The 24,692-nt window shown below is 65.1% G+C and carries 28 protein-coding genes; 15 read left to right on the top strand and 13 right to left on the bottom strand.

Annotated elements, in window-relative coordinates; all coding sequences use genetic code 11:
* Window positions 1–9 precede the first annotated feature (9 nt).
* Window positions 10–1,698 (top strand): adenylate/guanylate cyclase domain-containing protein, encoded by a 1,689-nt coding sequence (locus HL666_RS28140; protein WP_172184761.1) that lies wholly within the window; start codon window positions 10–12, stop codon window positions 1,696–1,698.
* Window positions 1,699–1,709: 11 nt separating this feature from the next.
* Here the strand turns inward: HL666_RS28140 and HL666_RS28135 are convergent, their stop codons facing one another.
* The 3 genes from HL666_RS28135 to HL666_RS28125 form a co-directional block, all read right to left on the bottom strand.
* Window positions 1,710–3,056, bottom strand: a complete 1,347-nt coding sequence (locus HL666_RS28135; protein ID WP_172109531.1) for an HlyD family type I secretion periplasmic adaptor subunit — start codon at window positions 3,054–3,056, stop codon at window positions 1,710–1,712.
* Window positions 3,057–3,165: 109 nt separating this feature from the next.
* Window positions 3,166–3,438: a DUF6719 family protein gene (locus HL666_RS28130; RefSeq protein ID WP_246741637.1), complete on the bottom strand. Its 273-nt coding sequence runs from the start codon at window positions 3,436–3,438 to the stop codon at window positions 3,166–3,168.
* A complete protein-coding gene (locus tag HL666_RS28125) occupies window positions 3,438–3,590 on the bottom strand; it encodes a hypothetical protein (RefSeq protein WP_172184760.1) in 153 nt (50 codons plus the stop codon). Before HL666_RS28125 ends, HL666_RS28130 begins: the two co-directional genes overlap by 1 nt.
* 147 nt (window positions 3,591–3,737) lie before the next feature.
* On the opposite strand from HL666_RS28125, the gene HL666_RS28120 reads away from it, so the two are divergent.
* The 3 genes from HL666_RS28120 to HL666_RS28110 all read left to right on the top strand — a co-directional run bounded on the left by HL666_RS28120 (window position 3,738) and on the right by HL666_RS28110 (window position 6,322).
* Window positions 3,738–5,018, top strand: coding sequence for an ArgE/DapE family deacylase (locus tag HL666_RS28120; RefSeq protein WP_172184759.1), 1,281 nt, complete (start codon window positions 3,738–3,740; stop codon window positions 5,016–5,018).
* Window positions 5,019–5,137: 119 nt separating this feature from the next.
* On the top strand, window positions 5,138–5,536 hold the full coding sequence (locus tag HL666_RS28115) for a PaaI family thioesterase (protein WP_172184758.1): 399 nt from the start codon (window positions 5,138–5,140) through the stop codon (window positions 5,534–5,536).
* A gap of 162 nt (window positions 5,537–5,698) precedes the next feature.
* Entirely contained in the window at window positions 5,699–6,322 is a 624-nt protein-coding gene (locus tag HL666_RS28110; RefSeq protein ID WP_172109829.1) for a GNAT family N-acetyltransferase, read from the top strand.
* Window positions 6,323–6,451: 129 nt separating this feature from the next.
* On the opposite strand, the gene HL666_RS28105 is transcribed toward HL666_RS28110, so the two are convergent.
* From HL666_RS28105 to HL666_RS28095, 3 genes are all read right to left on the bottom strand, one after another.
* Window positions 6,452–6,757 carry a hypothetical protein gene (locus HL666_RS28105; protein ID WP_172109527.1) on the bottom strand — a complete coding sequence of 102 codons (306 nt, stop codon included), beginning with the start codon at window positions 6,755–6,757 and terminating at the stop codon, window positions 6,452–6,454.
* A gap of 78 nt (window positions 6,758–6,835) precedes the next feature.
* Window positions 6,836–7,534 (bottom strand): DUF2161 domain-containing phosphodiesterase, encoded by a 699-nt coding sequence (locus HL666_RS28100; protein ID WP_172109526.1) that lies wholly within the window; start codon window positions 7,532–7,534, stop codon window positions 6,836–6,838.
* Between the two features lie 89 nt (window positions 7,535–7,623).
* Window positions 7,624–8,304 carry an SDR family oxidoreductase gene (locus HL666_RS28095; RefSeq protein ID WP_172109525.1) on the bottom strand — a complete coding sequence of 227 codons (681 nt, stop codon included), beginning with the start codon at window positions 8,302–8,304 and terminating at the stop codon, window positions 7,624–7,626.
* A 71-nt stretch (window positions 8,305–8,375) separates the two neighbouring features.
* On the opposite strand from HL666_RS28095, the gene HL666_RS28090 reads away from it, so the two are divergent.
* From HL666_RS28090 to HL666_RS28080, 3 genes are all read left to right on the top strand, one after another.
* Window positions 8,376–9,173 (top strand): SGNH/GDSL hydrolase family protein, encoded by a 798-nt coding sequence (locus tag HL666_RS28090; RefSeq protein WP_446471660.1) that lies wholly within the window; start codon window positions 8,376–8,378, stop codon window positions 9,171–9,173.
* 91 nt (window positions 9,174–9,264) lie between these two features.
* A complete protein-coding gene (locus tag HL666_RS28085; RefSeq protein ID WP_009027809.1) occupies window positions 9,265–9,483 on the top strand; it encodes a hypothetical protein in 219 nt (72 codons plus the stop codon).
* A gap of 80 nt (window positions 9,484–9,563) precedes the next feature.
* Window positions 9,564–10,271: a hypothetical protein gene (locus tag HL666_RS28080; protein WP_172184756.1), complete on the top strand. Its 708-nt coding sequence runs from the start codon at window positions 9,564–9,566 to the stop codon at window positions 10,269–10,271.
* Between the two features lie 9 nt (window positions 10,272–10,280).
* On the opposite strand, the gene HL666_RS28075 is transcribed toward HL666_RS28080, so the two are convergent.
* The gene (locus HL666_RS28075; protein ID WP_172184755.1) at window positions 10,281–11,036 is read right to left on the bottom strand and encodes a tyrosine-protein phosphatase; all 756 of its coding nucleotides are present in this window, start codon (window positions 11,034–11,036) and stop codon (window positions 10,281–10,283) included.
* A gap of 157 nt (window positions 11,037–11,193) precedes the next feature.
* Window positions 11,194–11,388 carry a DUF2735 domain-containing protein gene (locus HL666_RS28070; RefSeq protein ID WP_172109521.1) on the bottom strand — a complete coding sequence of 65 codons (195 nt, stop codon included), beginning with the start codon at window positions 11,386–11,388 and terminating at the stop codon, window positions 11,194–11,196.
* A gap of 544 nt (window positions 11,389–11,932) precedes the next feature.
* Here HL666_RS28070 and HL666_RS28065 point away from each other — a divergent pair.
* From HL666_RS28065 to HL666_RS28055, 3 genes are all read left to right on the top strand, one after another.
* Window positions 11,933–12,967: a glutamine synthetase beta-grasp domain-containing protein gene (locus HL666_RS28065; RefSeq protein WP_172109520.1), complete on the top strand. Its 1,035-nt coding sequence runs from the start codon at window positions 11,933–11,935 to the stop codon at window positions 12,965–12,967.
* Between the two features lie 230 nt (window positions 12,968–13,197).
* Window positions 13,198–13,656: a hypothetical protein gene (locus tag HL666_RS28060; RefSeq protein WP_172132090.1), complete on the top strand. Its 459-nt coding sequence runs from the start codon at window positions 13,198–13,200 to the stop codon at window positions 13,654–13,656.
* Window positions 13,657–13,759: 103 nt separating this feature from the next.
* The gene (locus HL666_RS28055; RefSeq protein ID WP_172109518.1) at window positions 13,760–15,382 is read left to right on the top strand and encodes an ABC-F family ATP-binding cassette domain-containing protein; all 1,623 of its coding nucleotides are present in this window, start codon (window positions 13,760–13,762) and stop codon (window positions 15,380–15,382) included.
* A gap of 29 nt (window positions 15,383–15,411) precedes the next feature.
* Here HL666_RS28055 and HL666_RS28050 read toward each other — a convergent pair whose 3' ends face one another.
* The 3 genes from HL666_RS28050 to HL666_RS28040 all read right to left on the bottom strand — a co-directional run bounded on the left by HL666_RS28050 (window position 15,412) and on the right by HL666_RS28040 (window position 18,543).
* On the bottom strand, window positions 15,412–17,508 hold the full coding sequence (locus HL666_RS28050; protein WP_172132089.1) for a PAS domain-containing protein: 2,097 nt from the start codon (window positions 17,506–17,508) through the stop codon (window positions 15,412–15,414).
* 192 nt (window positions 17,509–17,700) lie between these two features.
* Window positions 17,701–17,946, bottom strand: coding sequence for a hypothetical protein (locus HL666_RS28045; RefSeq protein WP_172109516.1), 246 nt, complete (start codon window positions 17,944–17,946; stop codon window positions 17,701–17,703).
* Between the two features lie 162 nt (window positions 17,947–18,108).
* Window positions 18,109–18,543, bottom strand: a complete 435-nt coding sequence (locus HL666_RS28040) for a DUF1810 domain-containing protein (protein ID WP_172109828.1) — start codon at window positions 18,541–18,543, stop codon at window positions 18,109–18,111.
* A 226-nt stretch (window positions 18,544–18,769) separates the two neighbouring features.
* Between HL666_RS28040 and HL666_RS28035 the strand changes: the two genes are divergently transcribed.
* Both HL666_RS28035 and HL666_RS28030 read left to right on the top strand, forming a co-directional pair.
* Window positions 18,770–19,810 (top strand): DUF2778 domain-containing protein, encoded by a 1,041-nt coding sequence (locus tag HL666_RS28035; protein WP_172109515.1) that lies wholly within the window; start codon window positions 18,770–18,772, stop codon window positions 19,808–19,810.
* Window positions 19,811–19,876: 66 nt separating this feature from the next.
* Window positions 19,877–20,134, top strand: a complete 258-nt coding sequence (locus HL666_RS28030; RefSeq protein WP_172109514.1) for a hypothetical protein — start codon at window positions 19,877–19,879, stop codon at window positions 20,132–20,134.
* A 1,157-nt stretch (window positions 20,135–21,291) separates the two neighbouring features.
* Here the strand turns inward: HL666_RS28030 and HL666_RS28025 are convergent.
* Window positions 21,292–21,759, bottom strand: a complete 468-nt coding sequence (locus tag HL666_RS28025) for a hypothetical protein (protein WP_172184754.1) — start codon at window positions 21,757–21,759, stop codon at window positions 21,292–21,294.
* A gap of 337 nt (window positions 21,760–22,096) precedes the next feature.
* On the opposite strand from HL666_RS28025, the gene HL666_RS28020 reads away from it, so the two are divergent.
* Together HL666_RS28020 and HL666_RS28015 are read left to right on the top strand one after the other, a co-directional pair.
* The gene (locus HL666_RS28020) at window positions 22,097–22,354 is read left to right on the top strand and encodes a hypothetical protein (RefSeq protein ID WP_246741636.1); all 258 of its coding nucleotides are present in this window, start codon (window positions 22,097–22,099) and stop codon (window positions 22,352–22,354) included.
* Window positions 22,355–22,501: 147 nt separating this feature from the next.
* The gene (locus tag HL666_RS28015; RefSeq protein ID WP_172109511.1) at window positions 22,502–23,092 is read left to right on the top strand and encodes an NADPH-dependent FMN reductase; all 591 of its coding nucleotides are present in this window, start codon (window positions 22,502–22,504) and stop codon (window positions 23,090–23,092) included.
* A 63-nt stretch (window positions 23,093–23,155) separates the two neighbouring features.
* Here HL666_RS28015 and HL666_RS28010 read toward each other — a convergent pair whose 3' ends face one another.
* Complete coding sequence (locus tag HL666_RS28010; protein ID WP_172132085.1) at window positions 23,156–23,401, bottom strand: hypothetical protein; 246 nt, start codon at window positions 23,399–23,401, stop codon at window positions 23,156–23,158.
* Between the two features lie 386 nt (window positions 23,402–23,787).
* On the opposite strand from HL666_RS28010, the gene HL666_RS28005 reads away from it, so the two are divergent.
* Window positions 23,788–24,675 carry a LysR substrate-binding domain-containing protein gene (locus tag HL666_RS28005; RefSeq protein ID WP_172109509.1) on the top strand — a complete coding sequence of 296 codons (888 nt, stop codon included), beginning with the start codon at window positions 23,788–23,790 and terminating at the stop codon, window positions 24,673–24,675.
* Window positions 24,676–24,692 lie beyond the last annotated feature (17 nt).

The following is a 24,692-nucleotide window of genomic DNA, read 5'->3' as shown; positions in this document are numbered from 1 at the left end:
AGTCATGACATGCGCACTTTGACGACCCAAAACATTCGCCTCCTGTCGGGGCTCATCCTGTTCGCATTCGCCGCCACGCATTTTCTCAATCACGCGGTGGGTCTGTTCAGTCTCGAGGCGATGGACGAGGTGCAGGAGTGGCGGCTTGTGCTGACGCGGTCTTGGCCCGGGATGATCGTGCTGCTGGCAGCGTTGCTGGCGCATGCCGTGCTTGCGGTGGCAAAGACGATCCAGCGCAGCAGCTGGCGGCTGCCGGCGTGGGAGCTGATTCAGCTCGTCACAGGATTGGCGATCCCGCTGCTGCTGTTGCCGCACATCGTCGAGACCCATGTCGCCCATGCCTTGTTCGGTGTTCAGGACAACTACCTCTACGCGCTTGCGCTGATCTGGCCGCGTGCGGCGTGGATCCAGACGACGCTGCTGCTGCTCGTGTGGGTCCATGGCTGTCTCGGCCTGCATCATTGGCTGAAGTTCCGGCGCTGGTATCGCTTGGCGCAGCCGGCGTTGGTCGTGCTCGCCGTCGCCGTCCCGATGGCGGCGCTGATGGGCTTCGTGGTGTCGGGGCGGGCGGTCGCCGGGCTGTTGAGCGATCCCGCCATGGCGGACCGGATGCGGCAGGTGACGCATTGGCCGAGTGAGCTCGATAGCAAGTGGATCAATCTGTTGCAGTTGTCGGCGCGGATCGCTGTTGCCGCGCTGCTCGTGGCGGGCGCGACGATCGTCGTCTTCCGCCACATTGCGCTGCTCGCGGCGCCAAAGGTTGCCGTCACTTTTCCAAATGGTGCGACGGTGCAGGCCGCCATCGGTCCCACGCTGCTCGAGATCATCAGGAGCAACCGTCTCTCCGATCGGTCCGAATGCGGCGGCCGCGCCCGTTGCGGCCTGTGCCGTGTTCGTGTGCTGGAGGGTGCAGAGACGCTGCCGCCGCCGGGTCATGAGGAGCGCGCCGTGCTCACGGGCTCGAGCGCCCCGGAGCATGTACGGCTGGCCTGCCAGATTCGCCCGGCGACGCCGCTCACCATCGCGCCCCTGGTGGATGGCCCTGGAGCACTGATGCAGGTGAACGAACAGGCTGACGCTCAAGGCGAGCGCCGCGCCGTCTGTCTCGTCCAGATCCGCGTTCGCGCCTTCGCGACCATCGCGGGCGATCGCCTCGCTTCCGATCTCGTCTTCATGATGAACGAGATCTTCGGCGCCGTGTCCGGAGCCATCGAAGCCAATGCCGGGCGGATCGATCGCTTCCTTGGTGACGGCGTGCTTGCCGTGTTCGGCGAGCAGCGCGGGCCGGATCAAGGCTGCCGTGATGCGCTGCAGGCGATTGGCGCGATCGATCTCGCCATGGACCGGGTCAATGAAAAGATTGCCGCCGAGATCGGTCGTCCCGTCGAGCTCGCAATCGGTGTCCATGTCGGCGAGGTGGTCGTCGGACGGTTGGCGTTGGGACGGATGACGCGAGTGGCGGTGCTGGGAACCGTGACCGACGTGCCGGCGCGCCTGGCTGCGTTGGCGCAGCGCAAAGGCTGGCAGCTGGCGCTGTCCGGGCACGCGGCAAGAGCTGCAGGCCTGCACGACGTGGCCGGGCTGGCTCAAGAGACGCTCGCCGATGCCGAGCAGGGCGGGGATCTCGATGCCGTCGGCGTGCTCCGTGCGCGCGACGTCGCTCCCGTCGCGCGCGCTGCACCGGACGCGCCGGTCTAGGTGCCGCCGCATCATTTCTCGCGGAACGTCTTGGCAAGCGTGTTGAGCAGCGGTCCCACGAGATATTCGAGCACGGTGCGCTCGCCCGTGGAGATGATCACGTCGGCCTGCATGCCCGGCAGGATCTTGTCGGCGATGTCGGGCGGAATGGTCGAATAGTCGATCACGACGCGTGCCGAGTAGTAGCTCTGCTTGGTCGCCTCGTCGTTCATCGCGTCCGCCGAGACGCTCTGCACCTTGCCAAAGATCGCAGGCGTCGTGCGCGAGGAGAAGTTGGGGAAGCGCACCTCGGCCTTCTGGCCTATGGCGACGCTCTCGATGTCGCGCGGAGAGACGTGCGCCATCACGTCGACGCCTTCGCCGACCGGGACGATCTCGGCGAGCGTGTCGCCGGGCTTTACGACGGCGCCGACGGTGTGGACCTTCATGTTCATGACGATGCCGTCGCGCTCGGCGCGAATGTCGACACGGCGCAGCACGTCCTCGGCGATGACGAGCTTCTCGCGCAGGTCGGACAGCTTGGCGCGGGTGCCGTCGAGCTGCTGGCCGACCTCGGCAAGGTACTTCTGCATGGTCTGGTCGATCTGCAGGCGCGTTTGCGCCGCCGTCTGGGTCAGACGCGCCACGTCCGCCTGCGCCTGGCCGAGGTCGCCTTCGACGCGGGCGCGTTCCCGTTCCAGCTCGAGGAACTTGTTGCGCGGATAGTAGCCGCCGGCGACCGCCGGCCGCACGTTGTTCATCTGGGTCTCGAAGCTCGCGCGTTGGGCGACGAGCGCGGCGCGCTGGCGGTCGCGTCCGGCGAGCTCCTGCTGCTGCTGGGCGATCTGCGAGTTCAGGATGTTGATCTGGCTGATCAGGCCATTGCGCCGCTCGATGAAAAGGCGCTGCTGGTCGGCGATGACGAGGGCTGCTTCAGGCACGTGCTGCCGACGGAGCAGGCTGTCGGGGAAGGAGATCATCCTCGCATTGCCGCGCTCCGCCAGCAGGCGCGCCTCCTCGGCCAAGGCGGCGTCCATCTGCTTGCGCAGCAGGTCCGTGTTGGCCTGCGCCTCGGTCGGCTGCAGCCGGAACAGCAGGTCGCCGCGATGCACGGCGTGGGTCTCCTTGGCCAGGATCTCCCTGACGATCCCGCCCTCGCGGTGCTGGACGACCTTGTGATCGCCGGAGACCGACACCGTGCCCGGCGCGATCGCCGCGCGGTCGAGCGGCGCGTAGGCGGCCCATACGCCGAAGCCGCCGAACACCAGCGCGATCGACAGATAGCCGAGCAGGGCATAGCGGCTGAAATCGGCCTTGACCGGCTGCGGCCGGTCTGCCGGCTCGAAGAAGCCGTGATCCTGTACCAGTGACATCGACATGATCAGTCCCCGCGATTGTGCACCGGCGGGAGCATGGGCGATGCGACGATGAGGCTCTGTGCGTCAGGTCACGCCGGTCGTTTTGGCGACGTCCGGCCGGAATGCGCTGCTACTTCTTCTTCGGCCCGAAGCGGGGCACGCATTTCGTGGTGCGGACAATGCCGGTTTCGGCCATCCGGGAGCCGGAGACCTCCTTGACCTGACCGGCGGGGCAGGTGCCGTCATCGACCAGCACGCGCTGGCCGAGCCGGAGGTCGATCACGTCCTGTTCGCGCCCGACATATTGCGCCTGCGCCGGCGTGGCGAGCAGCAGCAGCACGAGGCCGAGGCCGGCAAGAGACTGCGCGGCACGACACCGCCGCGACATATGGACAAGACGCATCACTTTCCCTCGATCTTCACACCGTTCGGCCCGACATTGATCTGAAATCCGTCGGGCTGCTTCTTGGCCTGGTAGAAATTATAACCGAGCACGACGATGGCCGCGGTGAGAATGCCGAGCAGGAAATAAAGAACGTTGCGATGATCCGACATGTGAAATTCCAGAATATGTTTTGTCGTTTTTCGTATGCGCCAGTGTACGGGGAGGCTTGCGATTCTGAAAGCAGTGGCAAATCCGGTGCAACAGTGCTGCGAAGTATGGTTTGTTGGGATCGTCAGCAATTTGGAACCTGAACAGGCATGATCACCAAGGACATTACGCAGCGGATCGTCGACGCCGTCGATGCCGGCTTCGACCGGCAGCTCGCCACAACCAGCGACTTCGTCGCGATCCCCTCGACGCGCGGCGCCGAAGGGCCATGCCAGGACATGTTCGGTGATCTCCTGCGCGCCCGCGGCTACGAGGTCGACGATTGGCACATCGATCTCGATGATCTGAAGGACATGCGGGGCTACGGCCCGATCGAGCATGATTTCTCGAAGGGGCGCAGTGTCGTCGGAACGTATCGGCCGACGACCACGGCGGGGCGCTCGCTGATCCTGCAGGGGCATTGCGACGTCGTGCCCGCCGGTCCGCTCGACATGTGGGAGACACCGCCATTCTCGCCGGTCATCCGCGACGGTCGGATGTATGGTCGCGGCGCCTGCGACATGAAGTCCGGGACGATCGGCGCGCTGTATGCGCTCGACGCCATCAAGGCCGCAGGCTTCAGGCCGACCGCACGCATTCACGTCCAGTCCGTGATCGAGGAGGAGAGCACCGGGGTCGGTGCGCTCTCGACCTTGCAGCGCGGCTACCGCGCCGACGCCTGCTTCATTCCGGAGCCGACCAACGGCAAGATGGTTCGCTCGCAGGTCGGCGTGATCTGGTTCCGCCTGAAGGTGCGCGGCTTCCCCGCGCATGTCTTCGAGGCCGGCGTCGGCGCCAATGCGATCCAGGCGACCTATCACCTCATTCATGCGCTGGAGAAGCTCGAAGCGGAGTGGAACGAGCGCGCCAAGAGCGACCGTCACTTCAAGACGCTCACGCATCCGATCAACTTCAATCCGGGCATCATCAGAGGCGGCGACTGGGCCTCGAGCGTACCGGCCTGGTGCGACGTCGATTGCCGGATTGCGATCCTGCCCGGCTGGTCGATCAAGGATTGCCAGAACGAGATCCTCGCCTGCATCGCCGCAGCCTCGCGCGATCACCGCTTCCTCTCGAACAATCCGCCGGTGGTCGAATGGTCCGGCTTCCTGTCGGAAGGTTACGAACTAACCAATTCGGCCGAGCCCGAGGCGGCGTTCGGCAAGGCATTCGCCGCCGTCTATGGCGGTGAGGTGCAGGATCTCGTCTTCACGGCGCTGACCGACACGCGCTTCTATGGGCTGAACTACAACATCCCGAGCCTCTGCTTCGGCGCCACCGGTGCGGCGATGCACGGCTTCAATGAATATGTCGAGATCGACTCGCTGCGTCAGGTGACCAAGGCCATGGCGCTGTTCATTGCCGAATGGTGCGGCGTCGAGACGTCCTGACTTTGTGACCCGCGAAGGCAATGACCTCTCGGGTCATTGCCTTCGATTCGAAGCTCGATGCATTCAGATCAGGTGCAGGCACGCGAAAGACGTGTGGTCCGGTCGCAGGAGGGAACGGCATGACGCCGCTCGAAAGAATCAATTCTCTGAAGATGCCGTTCGCCGAGTTGAAGGGTGTCACCTTCACCGAGGCCAGCGCTGAGCGCGTGGTGGCGCAGATGCTGGTCCGGCCGGATCTCTGCACGCTACATCACACCATCCATGGCGGTGCGATCATGGCTCTCGCCGATTCGGTCGGCGCCGCTGCGACCGTGATCAATCTGCCCGAGGATGCCAAGGGCACCACGACGATCGAAAGCAAGACCAACTTCATCGGCGGCGCCAAGGAGGGGAGCGTGGTGACGGCCATTGCGACGCCGGTGCATCGTGGCCGCCGCACCCAGGTCTGGCAGACCCGTATCGAGACCGACGACGGTAGGCTGGTGGCGATCGTCAGCCAGACTCAGCTGGTGCTGTGACCATTCGTATACGAACAAATCATTAACTCACGCGACCCGTGCATGGCCGCATGTTCTCTCCGTAGAGCACGGGGCTTGCAATGAATGTTGCGATGCACAATATAGCTGCTGTCTAGGGAAAGACGTCTGTACGCGGAGGGCTTCGGAGAGGAGTCTTTGGCAGTGACACAGGTAGATACTTTTCGTCCCCGGCCGGGCTTCGGCTATGTGCGGACGCTCAGCCAGCATGAAGAACTGCCGCTGCTGCGCGATCATCTGCTGCGGCTCGATCCTGAGAGCCGGCATGATCGGTTCAACGGTTTTCTCGATGACAGTTTCATCGAACGCTACGCGGCCCGGTGTGCGGCTGACGGCACGATCGTCGTCGCCTACATGGAAAACGGCATGGTGCGCGGCGCGGCAGAGTTGCATCCGCCGGAGCAGTCCGAGGACGGGCTTCCGGAGATCGCGTTCAGCGTCGAGTCCTGCGTGCGGCGCCGTGGCGTCGGCAGCCTGCTGTTCCAGCGTGTGATCTCGGAAGCGCGCTGGAAGGGTTATCGCAAGCTGCGGGTAACCACGGGTTCGCAGAACCACGCCATGCGTGCGCTCGCCTTCAAGTTCGGTGCGCATCTGGCGTTCCGGCATGGCGAGTCGACCGGCACGATTGATCTCACCGAGCAGCCCCAGGATGAATTCGCCAAGCTCGTGATCGACGCGCCGATCGCAGCCGCGCGTGCATTCTTCAATTTGAACCGGGCTTGCTGGAAGCTCGTGACCCGGATGTACGGGGACAAGCGCGCCGCTTGATCAGGAGCGGCTCGTCGACGACAACGCTTGCAAATGACAAAAGCGCGACGGCGATTTCGCTGTCGCGCTTTTGTCGTGGAAGTCGTTGCTAGCTGCGGCGGGCGGCTATCCAGTGGCGCGCCGCAACGGTCAGGTGCCGGTGCGCTTGTCGAAATTGAAGCGGCGTACGGTGCGGCGCTCGACCACGACGGCGCGCTGCTGCGTGCCCTGATCAGCCGTGATGACCCGCGTATTGGTGCGCGCGGCAACCCGGACCGCCTTCTTGACCTCCGGCAGCACCTGCTCGAGCGGCAGCCCCATCAGAGCTGATGCGATCTCAGCCTGGGCCTGGACATCATCGGTGATGCCGGACGCCGCGAAGATCGCCTCCTCCAGAGTCGGGGGATCACGCCTGACGCGACGCGGACCGTACTTGGTGTTCCAATCTTCGCTCATGGGAGGCCTCGTGAATCGTCGGGGATACCTAGAAGCAGCTTTGTTGCATTGCAATATGAAATCTGCGCGGCAGCCCAGCTATGCGTTCACCATGTCGCGATCGGGCAACGCTGCCGCCGTCATGTGGATATCCTGGGGCCAGCGGCGCAAGGCCGCGTGCCCGGCTTTGGTGAGGGCGTAGACGCCGCGTTCGGCGCGGTCGAACCAGCCGTAGACATTGCGCTGAAGGATCTTCGGTGCATCAGGAATGTCCGCTCGCAGCTCGCGGACGCGTTTCGGGCCGTCCGAGAGCGCCGAGGCGCAGGCCAGCGCCTGCTGCCGGTAGGCCGTCATGAGAGGTGTCCGGGTCGAGCCGCCGGTGACAGGGTCGCCCTTGCGGCGCTGATGCTCGATCACCAGGCGCGATCGCTTCTTGGGGTTCTTGCGGGGCGCAGTGGTTGGCGGCGGGACCAGGACTTCGACCTGGCCGTTGGAAGTCACCGCCAGCATGCCGAAACCGAGCCGTCGGCACAGATTTCGATAGCGCGTGTCGCTCTCGCGGCCCTTGCCCCGCACCGACAATCGGGCGGCGATCCACACCTCGTCACAGGCGCCGGCGCGGTCGACCGCCTGCAGCAGCAGTTCCAGGTTGAAGGCCTGCTTCAGCTCACAGATGACCACGATCGGCGGGTCCTCACCCTTCAGCGCGACCACGTCACAGCCGCCGACTTCCCCCTTGGCCGTGAAGCCGAGGTTTTCGAGGAAGCGTTTGACGGGAAGGTAGAGCGTGGTTTCCAAGGGGCGTCCATCGTTGCGACTCAAGCGCCGCGAGTCTAGCCCGATGCGTCTCGTCGTGTCAGTGCGAACTGCGGCTCGGGCGCGGTCTGCTAAACGCGGCCGACCACCGGTATCAGTGCCCCGGTGACACCGCTTGCCGCATCGCTGGCCAGAAACAGGATCACCTCGGCAAGCTCCTGCGGCGTCACCCATTTGTCAAAATCGGCTTTCGGCATGCTGGCGCGGTTTGCCGGCGTGTCGATCGTCGAAGGCAGTACGGCGTTGACGGTGATCTTGCCCTTCCACTCCGCCGCGAGCGCTTCGGTCAAGCGATGCACGCCGGACTTGGAGGCGGCATAGGGGCCCATGCCGGCGCCGGCCTGCAGTGCCCCCATAGCGCCGATATTGACGATTCGGCCGGTGCTGGAGCGCACCAGATGCGGGATCGCGGCGCGGGAGGCATGCAGCGCGGTCATGAGATTGCGCGCATGCATCTTCTCCCAGACGCTGTCGTCGCCATCGGCGGCATTCTCGAAAGCAAATGCGCCGGCGATGTTGATCAGGGCATCCAGCGTGCCGAAATGGGCAGCGACCGAGTCGATTGCGACCTTGGCCTGGTCTGGATCGGACAGATCGACGCCTCCGAGCTCGATGCGGTCGTCACTGGCAGGGATTTCGGCCTGGGCGTGATCGATTCCAGCCACATGCGCGCCACGCGCCAGCGCGAGATCGGCCACGCTGCGCCCGAGCGCGCCCTGCGCCCCCGTGATGACAATCACTGCTCCGTTCATTCCGTCCCTGATCCCCGTTCACACGCCCCGCAGCGTTCCTTTTTATACTATTGCCCTGCGGACGAGTTGCAATGGCTGAGCGGCCGGTGCATTCAATTGCAATCAGAAGGCGTGGTTTGTCAGAGGTGACCATGACCGCGACAAGCTCTTGCAGATTTCCCGACGCTACCAGCGCGTTTCGCTATCCGATCCGGCATTTCCGCGAGGGTCTCGTGACCCGGCGCAAGACCCGCGTGGTGGCGCTCGGCTCGTCCTCGACCGCTGGCACCAACGATATCGTGGCGTTTCCGGCGCGGCTCGAGCAGAAGCTGCGCAAGCAGAAAGCCAATTTCGGCTGCGTGATCGACGTCCTCAATCGCGGCATCGGCGGACAGGAGGCTCCAGAAGAGCTCTCCCGCATCGAGAGCGACGTCATAGCGGAGCAGCCGTCGCTGGTGATCTGGCAGGTCGGTACCAACGCCGTCTATCGCTACCAGACCTCCAACCTCGATGAGGTCGAAACGGCGCTCCGCAACGGCCTCGGCTGGCTGGCCCGACTGCCGATCGATGTCATCGTCATGGACCTGCAGTACACGGCTGCGATGGTCGACCCGCCAGAGCGGCTGGCGCGTGCCTGGGACATGCAACGTCGCATCGAGGAGGTTACCTCGGCCGCGGGCGTCAATCTGTTCCGGCGCTGGGATCTCATGAAGGGCTGGTGTGACGCCNGGCGCTGGGATCTCATGAAGGGCTGGTGTGACGCCGGCATTCCGTTGCGGGCCATGGATGATGGCCATGACGATGGCCTGCATATGAGCGAATGCGCGACCGCCACGGTGAGCGAGGTCCTTGCCAACGCCATCATGGCGAGCCCCGCGCCGCCGGCCTGATCGATAAAATTTGCCGGAGTTTCGTAAGCAGATCGCCAGCGCGGCCGGCTAGCCTGCTTCCATGCCGCTTGAGGGGCGTTGGAGCTTTGTCATGATGAGACATCTGCCGGACCATGGTTTGCCGCTGGTGCAGCTGAAAGAGCAGCGGCGGGATCTCGTGGTCGCATTGCAGAACCGGTCGGGCCCGGTGAGCGGATGGGAGTTGATGCAGATCGCAGCGGTGCAGCAGGCGATCTCCGCGTTTGAGGAGGTCATTGCCGATCTCGACGCGCTCGAGGCGGCCGAGTCGGCGGATATCGAAGCGGCCTGATCTCCGCCAATCGCACGCGGCCGACCGTTCGAGGTCGGAGCGACGTGCGTCGCACGGCTGCTGCGGTTAGCATGGACTGCATGAACCGGGCTTTCATCGTCGCCACGCTGAGCTTCCTTGCGCTGTCCTGTCTGGCAGGGTCGTCTGCCGCTGCCCTGGCGGCCTGTGTGCCGGACCAGCACCGAAGCTTCATTTGCGGCAATGGCAAGGATGCCATCCGCGTATTTCCCGAGACCATCTCACCATCGGGCAAGCTGGCCTTCGGCTGGCGGACCTCGGAGGGATTGTCGACAGGCCAGGCCGAGCCGCCCGGCGATGTTGAGAATGTGCTGATCAGGCTGCCGGACGGCGCGGTGCTTGGCCGGCTCGGTGGCACCTATTGGGCCACCGGCGAGATGCGTGCCAATCGCTATGATCTGATTGCCGCCTGGTCGCCCGACAGCCGCGCCGTGGTCGAGGTCGCGAACAGCCGCTGGGACACGGATTCATTCCGCTTCTACGCGGTCGGCGATCCCGACGTCGTGACCCTGAACCTCCATGATCTGGTCGAGCAGGCGGTCCGCGCGAAGACTCCGCAACGGGCCGGGAAGGGGCGGGTGTTTCGCGTGCGTGAGGATCTGCCCGTCAAGCTCGATGCCGATGGCCGTCTCCGCTTTGCTGCCATTCTCTTCAAACCCAAGAGCGAGGAGCCGGCGCTCGGCTTTCGGCTGGAACTGATGATCAAAACCGTCAAGTCATCTGCCGCGGCGCGCGTGATCTCGATGCAGCCGGCCAAGCTGCCGGACTGAGCGCAGCGCTCAGCTGGTGAGGTAGCGCTGTTGCAGAGCAGTGCGCGTGGGGCCATCGAGACCGAGGCCTTCGCGCAGATAGCTGTCGATATCTCCATACGACTCGCGCACGGCATCGAGAGCGGCAGCCAGGAATGAAGCCTGCACCGTGCCAATCGCCTCGAGGACGTCCTGCGGAAGCTCGGGATGGGCGGCCGTGTCGCGGCGAAAATGCTGGTTGGTGAGCAGATAATCGTCGAGAATGATCTCGTCGGGCACATCGAGGGCAGACAGCACGAGCGCGCAGGCCACGCCTGTGCGGTCCTTGCCAGCCGTGCAATGAATCACCAACGGGGCGTGATCGCCGAGCAGATGGTCGAACAGAGCGCGGAAGCGCGGCGTATGGCGCCGGATATAGTTGCGATAGGACTCTCGCATCAGTTCCAGGGCGTCTTCCACCGTCAAACGTCCTGCCGACCAGCGGTCACGCAGGACAGGGACGACGCTGGGCTCGATCGGCAGCGTATGAACGGCGATCTCGGCGATCGCACAGAGGCCTGCGATCCGCTCTTCCTTGCCGCGGAAATCGAACGCCGTGCGGATGCCGAGTGTGCGCACGACCGCAGCGTCGGCTTCGGTCAGTCGACCGAGATGGTTGGAGCGGAAGAGATGTCGCCAGCGCACATGGCGGCCGTCGCGGCTGGGATATCCGCCAAGATCCCTGAAATTGCTGGCCCCTTGCAGGCCGAGATGGCGGGAGGGATACGAAGGTGACGCAGCTGACATGACTCCAAGTGTACGTCATTCGCTGATCCGTTTGAAACCACCTGCGTCCGCCCTCGTGATGGAGGAGGCGAGGGTCTCGGAAAGCAAAAGGGCCGGAACCTTAGCGGTCCGACCCTTCAGCAAAGGCTCGAAAGATGCGTCACGGGAGTTGTCGACATTAGCGGTCCCATGCCGGCTTGGCTTCCTGAATCGCCTCGTCGTGATACCAGCTGCCGCTGTAGATGGCCGGCTGCAAAGACGGAGCGGCCTGACGCGCAGGCGTTTCTCCGAGATGCCGAGGCGCGAGACCGGCCCGCCCCCCGCGCGGGAATTGATAGATCCTTGCGGACCCCTCTTTTACGTTTGTGTCCATTGAACAGGCTCCTCTCAATCGGACTCCCCATCATGGTGCGCCCGACTCGTTCTCTTGTGGTTACCGTTCCGATATCGGCGGCTGCCCCGGGGAATGCAATATGATCAAAACGAAATCACAAATTGCGCGTTTTGAGGGCAAACATGGTTTTGCCCCCTGCGAAGCAACGGGCAGCTGATTAACGCTTGAGCCGGATCAAAGGTTGCGAGGCTGGCGGCGAAGCTTTGCGAAAATGTCCGGGAACTGCTGCTGTCTTGTTCGGCGCTTTTTTCGCGTCGCCGCAAATGCCAATGAAACAAGCGGGTTTCTCGCACGCTGGTCGCGCCGTCATGCGCTCCGTGCAAACCCGGCCGCGCTGGTTTGCCGCACCCCTGGCGAGTGGGTACGGAGCCTCGCGGTCTCCGGGTGAGCACCGAGGCACGAGGAGGGTCATCGATGGATTTGGCACGTTCCATGCTTAAGAGTGCGCTGGCCGATCGTGGCCGGGTAAGCGGGGAGCCTTCGATTGCTGGGCTCCCACCTTTCGACAAGACAGAGAGGCTCAATGACGAAATACAAGCTCGAGTACATCTGGCTCGACGGCTACAAGCCGGTGCCGAATTTGCGCGGCAAGACACAGATCAAGGAATTTTCCTCTTTCCCGACCCTGGAACAGCTGCCTCTTTGGGGCTTCGACGGCTCGTCGACGATGCAGGCCGAAGGCCATAGCTCCGACTGCGTGCTGAAGCCGGTCGCCGTGTATCCCGACGCTGCCCGCACCAATGGCGTGCTGGTGATGTGCGAAGTCATGATGCCGGACGGCAAGACCCCGCATCCGTCGAACGCCCGCGCCACCATCCTGGACGATCCGGACGCGTGGTTCGGCTTCGAGCAGGAATACTTCTTCTACAAGGACGGCCGTCCGCTCGGCTTCCCGGAATACGGCTACCCGGCTCCGCAGGGTCCGTACTACACCGGCGTCGGTTTCAAGAACGTCGGCGACGTCGCCCGCAAGATCGTCGAAGAGCATCTCGACCTCTGCCTCGCGGCCGGCATCAACCACGAAGGCATCAACGCCGAGGTGGCGAAGGGCCAGTGGGAGTTCCAGGTGTTCGGCAAGGGTTCGCGCACCGCCGCCGACCAGATGTGGATGGCCCGCTACCTGATGCTGCGTCTGACCGAGAAGTACGGCATCGACATCGAGTTCCACTGTAAGCCGCTCGGCGACACCGACTGGAACGGCTCGGGCATGCACTGCAACTTCTCGACCAAGCACATGCGCGAAGTCGGCGGCAAGGAGTACTTCGAGAAGCTGATGGACGCTTTCAAGGAGGCCCGCGCCGACCACATCGCCGTGTACGGTCCGGACAACCACATGCGTCTGACCGGCAAGCACGAGACCGCTTCGATCGACACCTTCAGCTGGGGTGTGGCCGACCGCGGTGCCTCGATCCGCGTGCCGCATTCGTTCGTGAACAACGCCTATAAGGGCTATCTGGAAGACCGCCGCCCGAACTCGCAGGGCGACCCCTACCAGATCGCGTCTCAGGTCCTGAAGACGATCGCCATGGTTCCGACCGGCGCGAAAGCCGCAGCCTAAGACGCCGAGCACAACACCCCGGGGCAGGGGCTGACATGATGATCCGCCGGAGCAGCCGCTTCGGCGGATCATTTGTTTTGAGGTTGGGACTCGTCGACCCCTCTCAATGAGTGGTCGGCCGGGTCCAGGCCGGAATGGCCGCTCTTGATCAATCGCAAGTCCCGCGCATATGGACAGCGGTATGTCCATCTTGGATGGCAGTGGGTCGGATCTGAGAAGCGGGGGATCGAATGACGTATCGCAAGTGGGTTGTCGGCGTTGCGCTGGCCTGTTCGGTCGTGTCGCTCGCGGCGACGCCGTCGCGCTCCAACGCAGACCAGTATTTGCCGCGGCTCGGCGACATCATGAATCTGATCCAGGTCAGGCACGCCAAGTTGTGGTTCGCCGGGCAGGCCAAGAATTGGGACCTTGCCGGTTACGAGCTCGCTCAACTCAAACAGAGTCTGACCGACGCGGCGATCTTCTATTCGGGTCTGCCGGTGAACAACGTGACCACCCTCAGCCAACCGATCCAGTCGATTTCCGATGCGATTGCCGCCAAGGATGGCAAGCGGTTCGCCTCCGCGGTGACCGAGCTGACGTCAGGCTGCAATGCCTGCCACGCGACGATGGATCGCGGCTACGTCGCCATTCGCATCCCGACCGACAAGCCGTTCGGCAACCAGGATTTCCGGCCCCAGGGCCGATGATCGGGCCGGTTGCGTGCGGCCGGTTGCGGTGCAAAATTGCGCCTTCCACCGGCGGCGCGCATCGACTAAGAGCGGCGGCAACCCGTCCATCGCCTGAGCCCTCATGATCCGCCTCGACAACATCAGCAAGCAAGTCGGCCACCAGATTCTGTTCATCGAAGCCTCCGCCGCCCTCCAGCGCGGCGAGAAGATCGGGCTGGTCGGCCCCAACGGGGCCGGCAAGACGACCTTGTTCCGGATGATCTCGGGCCGCGAGCAGCCGGACGAGGGCCAGGTCTCGACCGATCGCGGCATCTCGATCGGCTATTTCAACCAGGATGTCGGCGAGATGAGCGGCCGCAGCGCCGTGGCCGAGGTCATGGACGGGGCCGGACCGGTGTCGTCGGTCGCCGCCGAGCTCAAGGAGCTCGAGGCCGCGATGGCCGATCCGGACCGCGCCGACGAGATGGACGAGATCATCGCACGCTATGGCGAGGTGCTGGCGCGCTTCGAGGAGCTCGACGGCTACGCCCTCGACAGCCGCGCCCGCGAGGCGCTGGCCGGCCTCGGCTTCTCCGAGGAGATGATGGACAAGGATGTCGGCCTGTTGTCGGGCGGCTGGAAGATGCGTGTCGCGCTGGCCCGCATCCTCCTGATGCGCCCGGACGTGATGCTGCTCGACGAGCCGTCGAACCATCTCGATCTCGAAAGCCTGATCTGGCTGGAGCACTTCCTCAAAGGTTACGAGGGGGCGCTGCTGATGACCTCGCACGACCGCGAGTTCATCAACCGCATCATCAACAAGGTCATCGAGATCGACGCCGGTCAGCTCACGACCTATTCGGGCGACTACGACTTCTACGAGCAGCAGCGGGCGCTGAACGAGAAGCAGCAGCAGGCGCAATATGAGCGCCAGCAGGCGATGCTCGCCAAGGAGATCAAGTTCATCGAGCGCTTCAAGGCGCGGGCATCGCATGCGGCGCAGGTGCAGAGTCGCGTCAAGAAGCTCGACAAGATCGAGCGCGTCGAGCCGCCGAAGCGCCGCCAGACCGTGGCGTTCGACTTCCTGCCGGCGCCACGCTCGGGTGAGGATGTCGTCGCGCTGAAGAACGTGTCGAAAAGCTATGGCAGCCGCCGCATCTATGAAGGACTGGACTTCATGATCCGGCGCCGGGAGCGCTGGTGTGTGATGGGCGTCAACGGTGCCGGCAAGTCGACCTTGCTGAAGCTCGTCACCGGCACGGCCGAGCCCGACGACGGCTCGGTGACGATCGGCGGCAGCGTCAAGATGGGCTACTTCGCGCAGCATGCGATGGACCTGCTGGACGGCGACGAGACCGTGTTCGAGTCGCTGGAGCATTCCTTTCCGCAGGCGGGCCAAGGCTCATTGCGCGCGCTGGCCGGCTGTTTCGGCTTCTCCGGTGACGACGTCGAGAAGCGCTGTCGGGTGCTGTCGGGGGGCGAGAAGGCCCGGCTGGTGATGGCCAAGATGCTCTATGATCCGCCGAACTTCCTGGTGCTGGACGAGCCGACCAACCACCTTGACATGGCGACCAAGGAGATGCTGATCGCGGCGCTGTCGAGCTTCGAGGGCACCATGCTGTTCGTCTCGCACGACCGGCACTTCCTCGCCGCGCTCTCCAACCGCGTGCTCGAGCTGACGCCGGACGGGCTGCACCAATATGGCGGCGGCTATACCGAATACGTCGCCCGGAGTGGTCATGAGGCGCCCGGCCTGCGCAGCTGATCACGGATGCCGCCGCCGCGGTCGCGCGCTCAGCCCTCGATCATCTCTGACACGCGGCTGGCCAGCGCCTCGACGTCGAACGGCTTCGTCAGCACCTGCATGCCTGGCGCGAGCTGGCCGCTGCCCAGGATCGCGTTCTCGGCATAGCCGGTGATGAACAGCACCTTGAGATCGGCGCGGGTGGCGCGCGCCGCATCGGCGAGCTGGCGGCCATTCATGCCCCCAGGCAGGCCGACATCGGTGACCAGGAGGTCGATGCGCGCATCGGATTGCAGGGCAGCGAGGCCGGTCGGTCCGTCCTTGGCTTCGATCACGGCATAGCCGCGCTCGTCGAGCACCTCCATCACCAGCATGCGCACCGTCGGTTCGTCGTCGACAACGAGGATGGTCTTGCCCGTCGGAACCGTTGCCGCGGTTGCTGCACGGGCAGGATCCGCGGCGGCAGCCTCGCCGACATAGTGGCGCGGGAAATAGAGGCACATCGTGGTGCCCTGGCCGATCTCCGAATAGATCCGCACCTGGCCGCCCGACTGGCGTGCGAAGCCGTAGACCATCGACAGGCCGAGGCCGGTGCCCTGGCCGATCGGTTTGGTGGTGAAGAACGGATCGAAGGCGTGCTCGATCACGTCGGGCGTCATTCCGGTGCCGGTATCGGTCACGCAGAGCGAGATGTATTGGCCCGCCGGCAGGTCGCGCTCGCGCGCGGCGCGGTCGTCGAGCCATTTGTTGGCCGTCTCGATCGTGATCCGGCCGCCCTCGGGCATCGCGTCGCGGGCATTGATGCAGAGGTTGAGCAGGGCGCTCTCGAGCTGCGAGGAATCGATCAGCGCCGGCCACAGCCCGGCGGCCGTCACGACCTCCAGATGGATCTGCGGCCCGACGGTGCGGCGGACCAGCTCCTCCATGCCCATCACCAGCCGGTTGACGTCGGTTGGCTTGGGATCGAGCGTCTGCCGGCGCGAAAAGGCGAGCAGGCGATGGGTCAGCGCTGCCGCGCGCTTCGAGGCACCCTGGGCTGCGGCGACGTAGCGGTCGACCTCGGTGAAGCGGCCCTGGCGCAGCCGGGTCTGCAGCATCTCGAGCGAGCCCATGATGCCGGTCAGCAGATTGTTGAAGTCGTGCGCGATCCCGCCGGTCAGCTGCCCGACCGCCTCCATCTTCTGCGACTGCCGCAAAGCCTCCTCGGCTTCGCGCAGCCGCGCCTGCTCGCGCAGCCGTTCCGTGACATCATAGGCGAATTGATAGGCGCCGATCTGCTGTCCGGTGGCGTCGCGCAGCCCCGAGAAGCGCAACTCGTAGAAGCGGCGGTCGCGGCTGGCATCGCCGAACTCGCCGACCTCGACGAACTCCTCGCCCGCCAAAGCGCGCGACCACACGGCGCGGACGGCGGCCTGGTGCCCGGGAAGATCCTTGAACAGCTCGATCAGATGATCTCCCACCTTGGGCTGGACGCCGAAGATGCGCTGGAATTCCTGGACGGCGGCGCCGTTGATCGCGATCAGCCGGAACTGCATGTCGACCACCTGCACGAAGGCATTGGTGCCTTCGACGATGTCGGCGAGCAGCTTGCGCTCGGCGAGCGCAGCGACGACCCGCGCCTCCAGCGTGTCGTTGATCTCCTGCAACGCGGCTTCGGCGCGCTTGCGCGCGGTGATGTCCTGAAAGAGCACCGCGACCTGGCGCCTCGTGGCGGGCTCGACGCGAAACGCCGCCAGCTCCAGGTGGCGGCCGGTGGCGACGAGTTCGCGCTCGAAGCGGATCGGCTCGCCGGTGCGCAGCACGCCGCCATAGAGCTCGACCCAGCCGTCGGCTTCGCCCGGCACCATCTCCCGCACCTTCTGCCCGACCACGTTCGGGATGCCCGCATGCAGGGCATAGGCCGGATTGGCCTCGACGTGGACGTAGTCGCTCAGCGGGCCATGCGGGCCGTCGAAGAACTCGATGATGCAGAAGCCTTCATCGATCGAGTTGAACAGCGTCCGATAGCGCTCCTCGCTCTCGGCCAGCGCCGTCTCGGCCCGTGCGCGCTTGCCGGCATCGGCGGCAAACAGCGCCTTGAGCCGGGCATTCTCACTTTCGAGCTCCTGCAGTTGCCGGCGGAGCTCCTCGATCTCCGGAGAACTCACGCTGCAAAGGCCTCGGCGCGTTTGACGATCAGCAGGGGGGCAATGGGCATGAGCAGCTCGATGTGGAGATCGACTGACAACATACCATGTCAATGCTGCCGGCGGTACGCTCCCCTTTGATGGAACTTGCGGGATGGTTGTCGGGCCCCGCCGGCGTCGTGGCGGGGCGCTCGTGTCGTCGCTCGCCGTGCGTCAGCCGCCGGCCTCGCACTTCTTCATGAAGCTGGTCTTGGCGGCACCGGAGAGCTTCTTGCCGTCGGAGCCGACCGCCTTGGTCTCACAGCTCTCGGCCATGCACTTCTTCATGAACGAGGTCTTGGCAGCGCCAGCCAGCGCCTTGCCGTCCTTACCGACCGCCTTGGTCTCGCAGCTGTCCTCGGCGAAGGCGGAGCCCGCGGCGAAGGTCGCAAGCGCGGCAATCAGGAAAAACTTCTTCATGAGCGTGTCTCCTCAGTGGGAACAATGCGGCGGATGGGAGCCGCAAATCTTGGCGCGATCAAGTTTCCTGTTCGGCTATCACCCGAAATCCGGCCGCACAGGCCTCCGGACTCATCAGCATGCTACCGATGACGCCGGTGCGACATGTCGGACGACGCTCCCTCATCGCATCCCGCGCTGCAGAAAGGCCACTGTCTCGGGATCTCGCGCGCCGTTGCAATGACGGTCGAGGGCGGCAGCGAACTCCGCGTTCGGCGCGACCGAATCAAACAACGTCATGCATGATCTGAACTTGATGTCGTCCGGCGAGCCGAGCATCTCGCGGAGCGATTTGTTCCTCACGGCCAGAACGAGGCGGGTGCATTCGCGCAGGCGCGGTCCGAGCACGGGATGATCGAGATAGGCCTCGGCCTCCGCGCGAGAGCGGATGGCATAGCGCTGCGCCATCGCGGAGTGGCCCAGCCCCTCGACCTGCGGAAAGATGAACCACATCCAGTGGGTTTGCTTCCGCCCCGCCGCAAGTTCGGCGGTCACGCGCGAATATATCGAATTCTGTGCGTCGACAAATCGGTTGAGGTCGTGACAATCGGCATCCATCATTTCCTCCAACTATATGAATTATCGAAACAATCCATCAGTCTGCCCGATCCGGCATGGTCGTGTAGCCGCCTGACTCTGGCGGCGGCGCCGGAGCAATCCGGGCTGGCCTTTGTCTAGATTATGCCGCACTCTTGCCATCCTATGTCATGACGGGTCGAATCGTACCCCTTGGGGTCGGGCACCTTCCACGGGTGTTCGAAAAGGGGGGTATATCGGGGACGTGATGGCTTCCAGTGAAGCAAGCGTAGACGTTCTGTTGTCGCAAGGCCGCTTCGGGCGCTCCGAAGCGATCGCACTCGTGCTTGCAGCACTGGCGGTCGCGGCGGGCGCAGCGGCATGGATCGATGCGACCAGCGAGCAGCCGCCGGTCGCCACGGCCGCCCTTCCTGCGACCGCCGCGCCGGCCATGACCTTCGAGACCCGCTTCGCGCCGGCCTCTGCCTCGGCGACGGCCTATTCGGAAAAAGACGCTATCCGGGCGCTCGACCGTTTCGCCATGCGCGGCATCGACCGCCAACTGCTGGACGCTCGGGCGGCGCTGGTGAAAGGCATGGAATCGCGCGATGCCGGCGCGCGTGACCTCAACGGCAGCGACTGGCGGCCGACCCTGACGGAAGGTAACACGGTCGCAATGCCCGCGCCGGGCGTGCCGCTGCCGCGGCCGCGCCCATCGGTGGCCAACCTGCCGACCAGCCTCGTGTCGGCCAGCGCCTCCGAAGCAGTCGGCCGCGTCGACGACCGCTCGATTCTGCAGAAGCTGTCGGACATGTTGCCGAGCCCGACCAAGTTCGCCTCGCTCGGGCCCGATAGCGGCATCGTGCGCTCCGGCGTCGATCTCGGCGCGCTCGGCTACGAAAGGACGGCGGTCTACGACATCAAGGCCAAGATGGTCTATCTGCCCTCGGGCATCGGCCTCGAGGCTCACTCCGGCATGGGCAACCTGCGCGACGACCCCGAGCACGTCAATCAGCGCATGGTTGGCGCGACCCCGCCGGCCACCTATGACCTGAAGCCGCGAGAAAAGCCATTTCACGGCGTACGCGCCCTGCGCATGAACGTGGTGGAGGGATCGACCCTCGGCCGGAGCGGCCTGCTGACCCACCCTTATATGCTGGGACCCGAGGGCGATTCGAACGGCTGCGTGTCGATCAAGAATTACGATCGCTTCCTGAAGGCGTATGATGACGGCGAGTTCAACCGACTCGTCGTCGTCGTCGGGCTCGAGGCTGGCACCCCGACGCGGACCGCGCAGAAGACCGAGTGACGTTTTGTTGCCGGACCTGTGCGCGACCTCGGCGGTGACAGCAGTCGCATCCTCCAGAAGGTCCTCATGATCGATCCCGCAAACTCGGAAACGCGTCTGCGTACCACCTTCAACATCAAGGTGAACGGCAAGCCGGTCGTGATTTCGACGGTCGGACAGGCGCATCAATTCCTCACCAGCCTCAACGCCGTCGAATGGATGGAGTTCAAGTCGCTTCACGACACGGCCATGGCCGCGCTGCAGGACGCGGCCGACAACGCCATCATGACGGTGCAGGCGACCAATGCGGTGCGCACGCTGTTCGTGAGTGCCAAGCTGCTGTGAGGGGGATAGTCGCTGGGGCCGTGCATTGATCGTTTCTGCTTGCGTTGACTGTCCGCTCCCGCGTCACACTCTCTGTCATCGCCCGGCTTGCCGCCTTCGCCGATGCTGCGGCGCGCCCTCGAATTCGTGGTCGCGTCGAAGCCCGCCGGGCGAAGACGGGACCGGGCGATCCGGTACTCCGAGGCGGTCGTGATCGACCGAGATGCCGCGGCGTACTGGATGCCCGCCTTCGCGGGCATGACGGCGGCGGTGGGTAGGGCCACGGTCTTTCAGCATCGTCATTCCGGGGCGCGCGCAGCGCGAGCCCGGAATCCATAACCACGAGCGGTCGTGTGAGGCGTGCTGGTGGCTCCAGCTCGCTCAATGACGCCCGTTCGTGAGTATGGATTCCGGGCTCGCGCTGCGCGCGCCCCGGAATGACAGCGGGGGGGTGCCGAGACATTTCGCAAACCTCAAGTATTCTATCATTTGCACATGCTCCCGCGTTCTCGCGACGCGCGGCGTCCGAGTGATCCGTTCGTTTTGCCCCCGTCATGAACAGAGGGCGCGGGGAATGCCGGGCTGCTGGCCGCAACCCATGGCCCGCCTGCAGAAAAAAGCAGGCGGCAGTCACCACAGGTTCAGCCGACAACGGCATTCCCCGCGCGATGGTCTTCACGGCTGCTTCGCGCGCTCCCCGGTGCGCCGGGCGTTCTGGTCACCGTGCACGATGACGCGCTTTGGGCGCGCCACCGCGGGGGCATCAGCGGCGGGATGCCAGGACCACGCGACTTGACCGTACGCGACGCCAGCGTTCGTCGGCGCAAGATGCGCTGCGCTGCCATCGCGTCCACCGCTCCTCCCGCTCCACGTCCGTGACGACCGCGAACCGCCCCTCCTGAGAGCGGGAGGTGACGCGACAAGAGCATCGATTTGGATTTAGGAAAAGCAGAATATTTTCAACGGCGGGACTGGACAGACCAAATCAGCTTGATCCGTATGGAGAAAATCGTGTTTGCGGGAATCCCGGCTTCAGGGTCGCTCCCCCCCAGGATGCGCGATGGTGGTGGGAGAATTCGCGCTGAGTCGCCCGACGGGCATCGGCCAGGCCGTGGGCCTGCCGCTCGATTCGTCTCGAAGCGCGACATCGCCGGGGGCGCTGCGGCGCGGCCATATTGCTAGTCGGCCATCGCCTCGGCCTCGATCACGATCTCGTCGCGCTCGACCTTCTCGGCCGGGGCGGCATTGGCGGTCTCGGCCGTCTCGAAATCGTCCTCGGCGATCTCCTGGACCTCGGCCTCATCGACCTCGGCGGCCGCCGCTGTCTCGACCTGCTCGGCGGCAAGCTCGGCCGCTACGACGGCTTCCGGCTCGGCCGGGTCGGCAGCGGACTCGCCGAACAGGTTCGGCCCCGGGATCGTGGTCGGGACCACCGGCCGCGACTTGGCCTTGTACCAGGACGAAAATTTCTGGGTGAGGGTGGCTTCGAAATCGGCGAGCGGCAGGGTGTTGCCGTCCTCGTCGGTGATGACGACCTGCCAGCCTTCGGCCTCCATTACCTGCGCGTTGGCGATCACGATCAGCGCGCTTTCACGCTGCTTGCGGATCTTCTGCGACTCCCGCTCGGCGATCATCGTGTACGCCATGACTCAACTCCCAACCATCGACTCTGGGGACGATGGCCCGAAGCACCATCGGTTCGTCGTCACTACGCCGCGAGAGTGTGAGCGCCGCTGGGCCGGATTGCGTTCGCCTAATGACAATTTGGCGGCGCCTCACAGGTTCCGGCGGCGGCGTGGAGTCGAAGATGCAACAGCCGGCAAAATAGTGGTGCAGCGAGACGCGCGCTTGTTGAAGGCGCGCAGCGACGTGTCATCATTCGATTCTGCGGCGGCAACTGCTTCGCGGCAATGCGGGAGCAGCGGGTGAACCGGACAAACAGCGGGCGAATTGGGGACACTGATGCGAACTCATCTGTTCAGGATGCGAAACTTGAATGTGGCAATGGCAGGGCTTGCGCTGGCCATGGTCGTCAGCCCGCGCGCGGGCCACGCCTTTACTGAGGACGACCAGCGGCGGCTGTGCACCGGCGACGTGTTTCGGCTGTGCTCGTCCGAGATTCCCGACCGCGACCGCATCATCGCCTGCATGATGAAGCAGCGCGCCAGCCTCAGCGACGGTTGCCGCAGCGTGTTCGGCCGTCCGTCCGAACGCTCGGCCTCGGCCACGGTGACGCGCTAGCGTCCCCGCCAGCTTCGACAACGACGCGCCGCCGGTTGGCTGGGGACCGACCCGCGGCGTCATGCCGATCTTCGATGATGTCAATGCTTCGATGACAATGTGGGCGTGGTAGACTGGCACGGATCGTCCGGCCAGGAGTTGACCGCCATGAGCACCCGCATCCTAGTCCTCTACGGCTCCTACCGCTCCGACCGGATGGGCATCCGGCTCGCGCAATTCCTCGTCGATGGGCTGCGCGACAAGGGACAGGACGTCGAGCTGATCGACGCCAAGGCGATCGGCCTGCCGATGCTCGACCGCATGTACAAGGAATACAAGCCGGGCGAGGCGCCGGCGGCCATGACCGAGCTCGCGACCAAGATCCGCGCGGCCGACGGCTTCGTGTTCGTGACCGGCGAATACAATTGGGGCATGCAGCCTGGGCTCAAGAATCTCACCGACCACTTCCTCGAGGAATGGTTCTGGCGTCCGGCGGCGATCGCGAGCTACTCCGCTGGCCGGCTGTCCGGGGCGCGCGCCGCCACCGCCTGGCACGGCACGTTGTCGGAGATGGGCATGGTCGTGGTGTCGAGCACGCTCGCGGTGGGCCCGATTGGACAGGCGCTCTCGACGGACGGCAAGCCTACGGGCGATGCGGGTCAATCGCTGGCGCGCGCATTCCCGCGCTTTGCCGATGATCTGTTGTGGTGGGTCGAAGCCGGCCGTGAACAGCGGGCGCGCAAGGCGCCGCCTTATTGAGCGCTGCGATCTTGATGCAAGCCGGAGCGCGGGGCGCGCGCGCTCCTGCCATCTTGCGTCCAGCTAACGCGCGGGGTTGCTCGGCGTGTTGGTCACCGACTGCTGGCGCCGCGGCACGGCCGCCGTCTGTCCCTGGCAGGGCAGCTCCTTCCAGGTTCCATCAGGGTCTTGTTGGTAGGCGCGGCATGGCGTTGTCGCGGCGGACTGCTCGTCCGCCCTGGCCGTCTGGGAATTCTTCGCCAGTGCGGGAGCTGCCGTGGCGACGATGGCAGCCAGCGAACCGACGAAGATCACGGGGGTGATCCGCATGTGGGGTTCTCCTGCTCGAAGCACCGCCGATTCAAAGTCGGATTGTGGAAACATTTAGGCAAAATCCGCTGGTCCCGGTCCGACGGCTAACGATTGTTTGCCGAGGCTTCCTCGACGTTAACCCGGTCGCCTGGTTGGGCTCGTGGACCCCCGACTGTGGCATCATCGAGGCTGGCGCCGCCGCATTGCTGAGGCTAAGAGCGGAGCTGACGCGCGTGAGCGCCCTCATCGCCACGCAGCCCTCCGATTGGGGCGGCTGCGTTCGGTCAACGGACGTCGCCAAGGTGGCCGGCGCTCCGACATCAGCTGCGGCAACGAGAGATCGTGGCGGTTCGCTGCAAGAGCGGGCGAGGGCGTGGATCGCGCAGGCTGACAATTGTGCGATCATGACGCGACCCCGACTGCCCTCTCTCATCGCGCTGCGTGCCTTCGAGGCCGTCGGCCGCAAGGGCAGCGTGCGCGCCGCCGGTGACGAGCTCGCCGTCAGCCACACCGTCGTGTCCCGGCATCTGCAGAACCTGCAGCGCAGCCTAGGCGTGGCGCTGGTGCGCGCCGAGGGCCGGGGCCTGGCGCTCACCGAGGCCGGACGCCAGTTCCATGCCGAGGTCACCCAGGCGTTCGACATCATCGCTCGCGCCACCACGCAAGTGCGGCCGGTGGCGCGGCCGACCCTGAACATCTGGTGCATTCCCGGCCTCGCCAACCGGCGGCTGCTGGCGCGGCTGCCCGAGCTGAGCGGACCGCCGCGCAACTGGGACATCAACCTGCAGCCGACCTTGTCGCACCCGGACCTGCCGCGCGGCGAGGCCGACGCCGAGATCGTCTATGCCGAGGCGTTCGAGCCGAACGGCGGCGTGATGGCCGAGGCGCTGGTGCGGCCGCGCGTGTTTCCCGTCGCAAGCCCGGCCTATCTGGCGCGCTTCCCGGCGATCGCGGCGCTCACGGGGCTCGCCAAGGCCTCGCTGATCCACGAGGAGTCCACCGCGCAGTGGGAGCGCTGGTTCGAACTGGCGGGACTGGACCAGCCGATCAGCTTGCGCGGCCAGCGTCTGTGGCATGCCCATCTGGCGATCGAGGCGGCGCGCATCGGGCAGGGCGTCGCCCTCGCCAACGAGGTGCTGGTCGCGGAGGACATCCGCAGCGGCGCGCTGATCGAGGTGTTGCCGTCGACGGTTCACATGGGCGCCTATCAGCTCGTCGCGCTCAGGGAACGCTGGGACGAGCCTGCCATCGTGGCGCTCCGCGCCTGGCTGAAGAAGGTGCTGGCGCTGTAGCGGCGCATCGGTGGCTG

Source organism: Bradyrhizobium aeschynomenes (assembly GCF_013178945.1).
Taxonomy (GTDB): Bacteria; Pseudomonadota; Alphaproteobacteria; order Rhizobiales; family Xanthobacteraceae; genus Bradyrhizobium; species Bradyrhizobium aeschynomenes.
The sequence above is the reverse complement of the archived record's forward strand: the minus strand, read 5'-3'. Positions and strand labels throughout refer to the sequence as shown.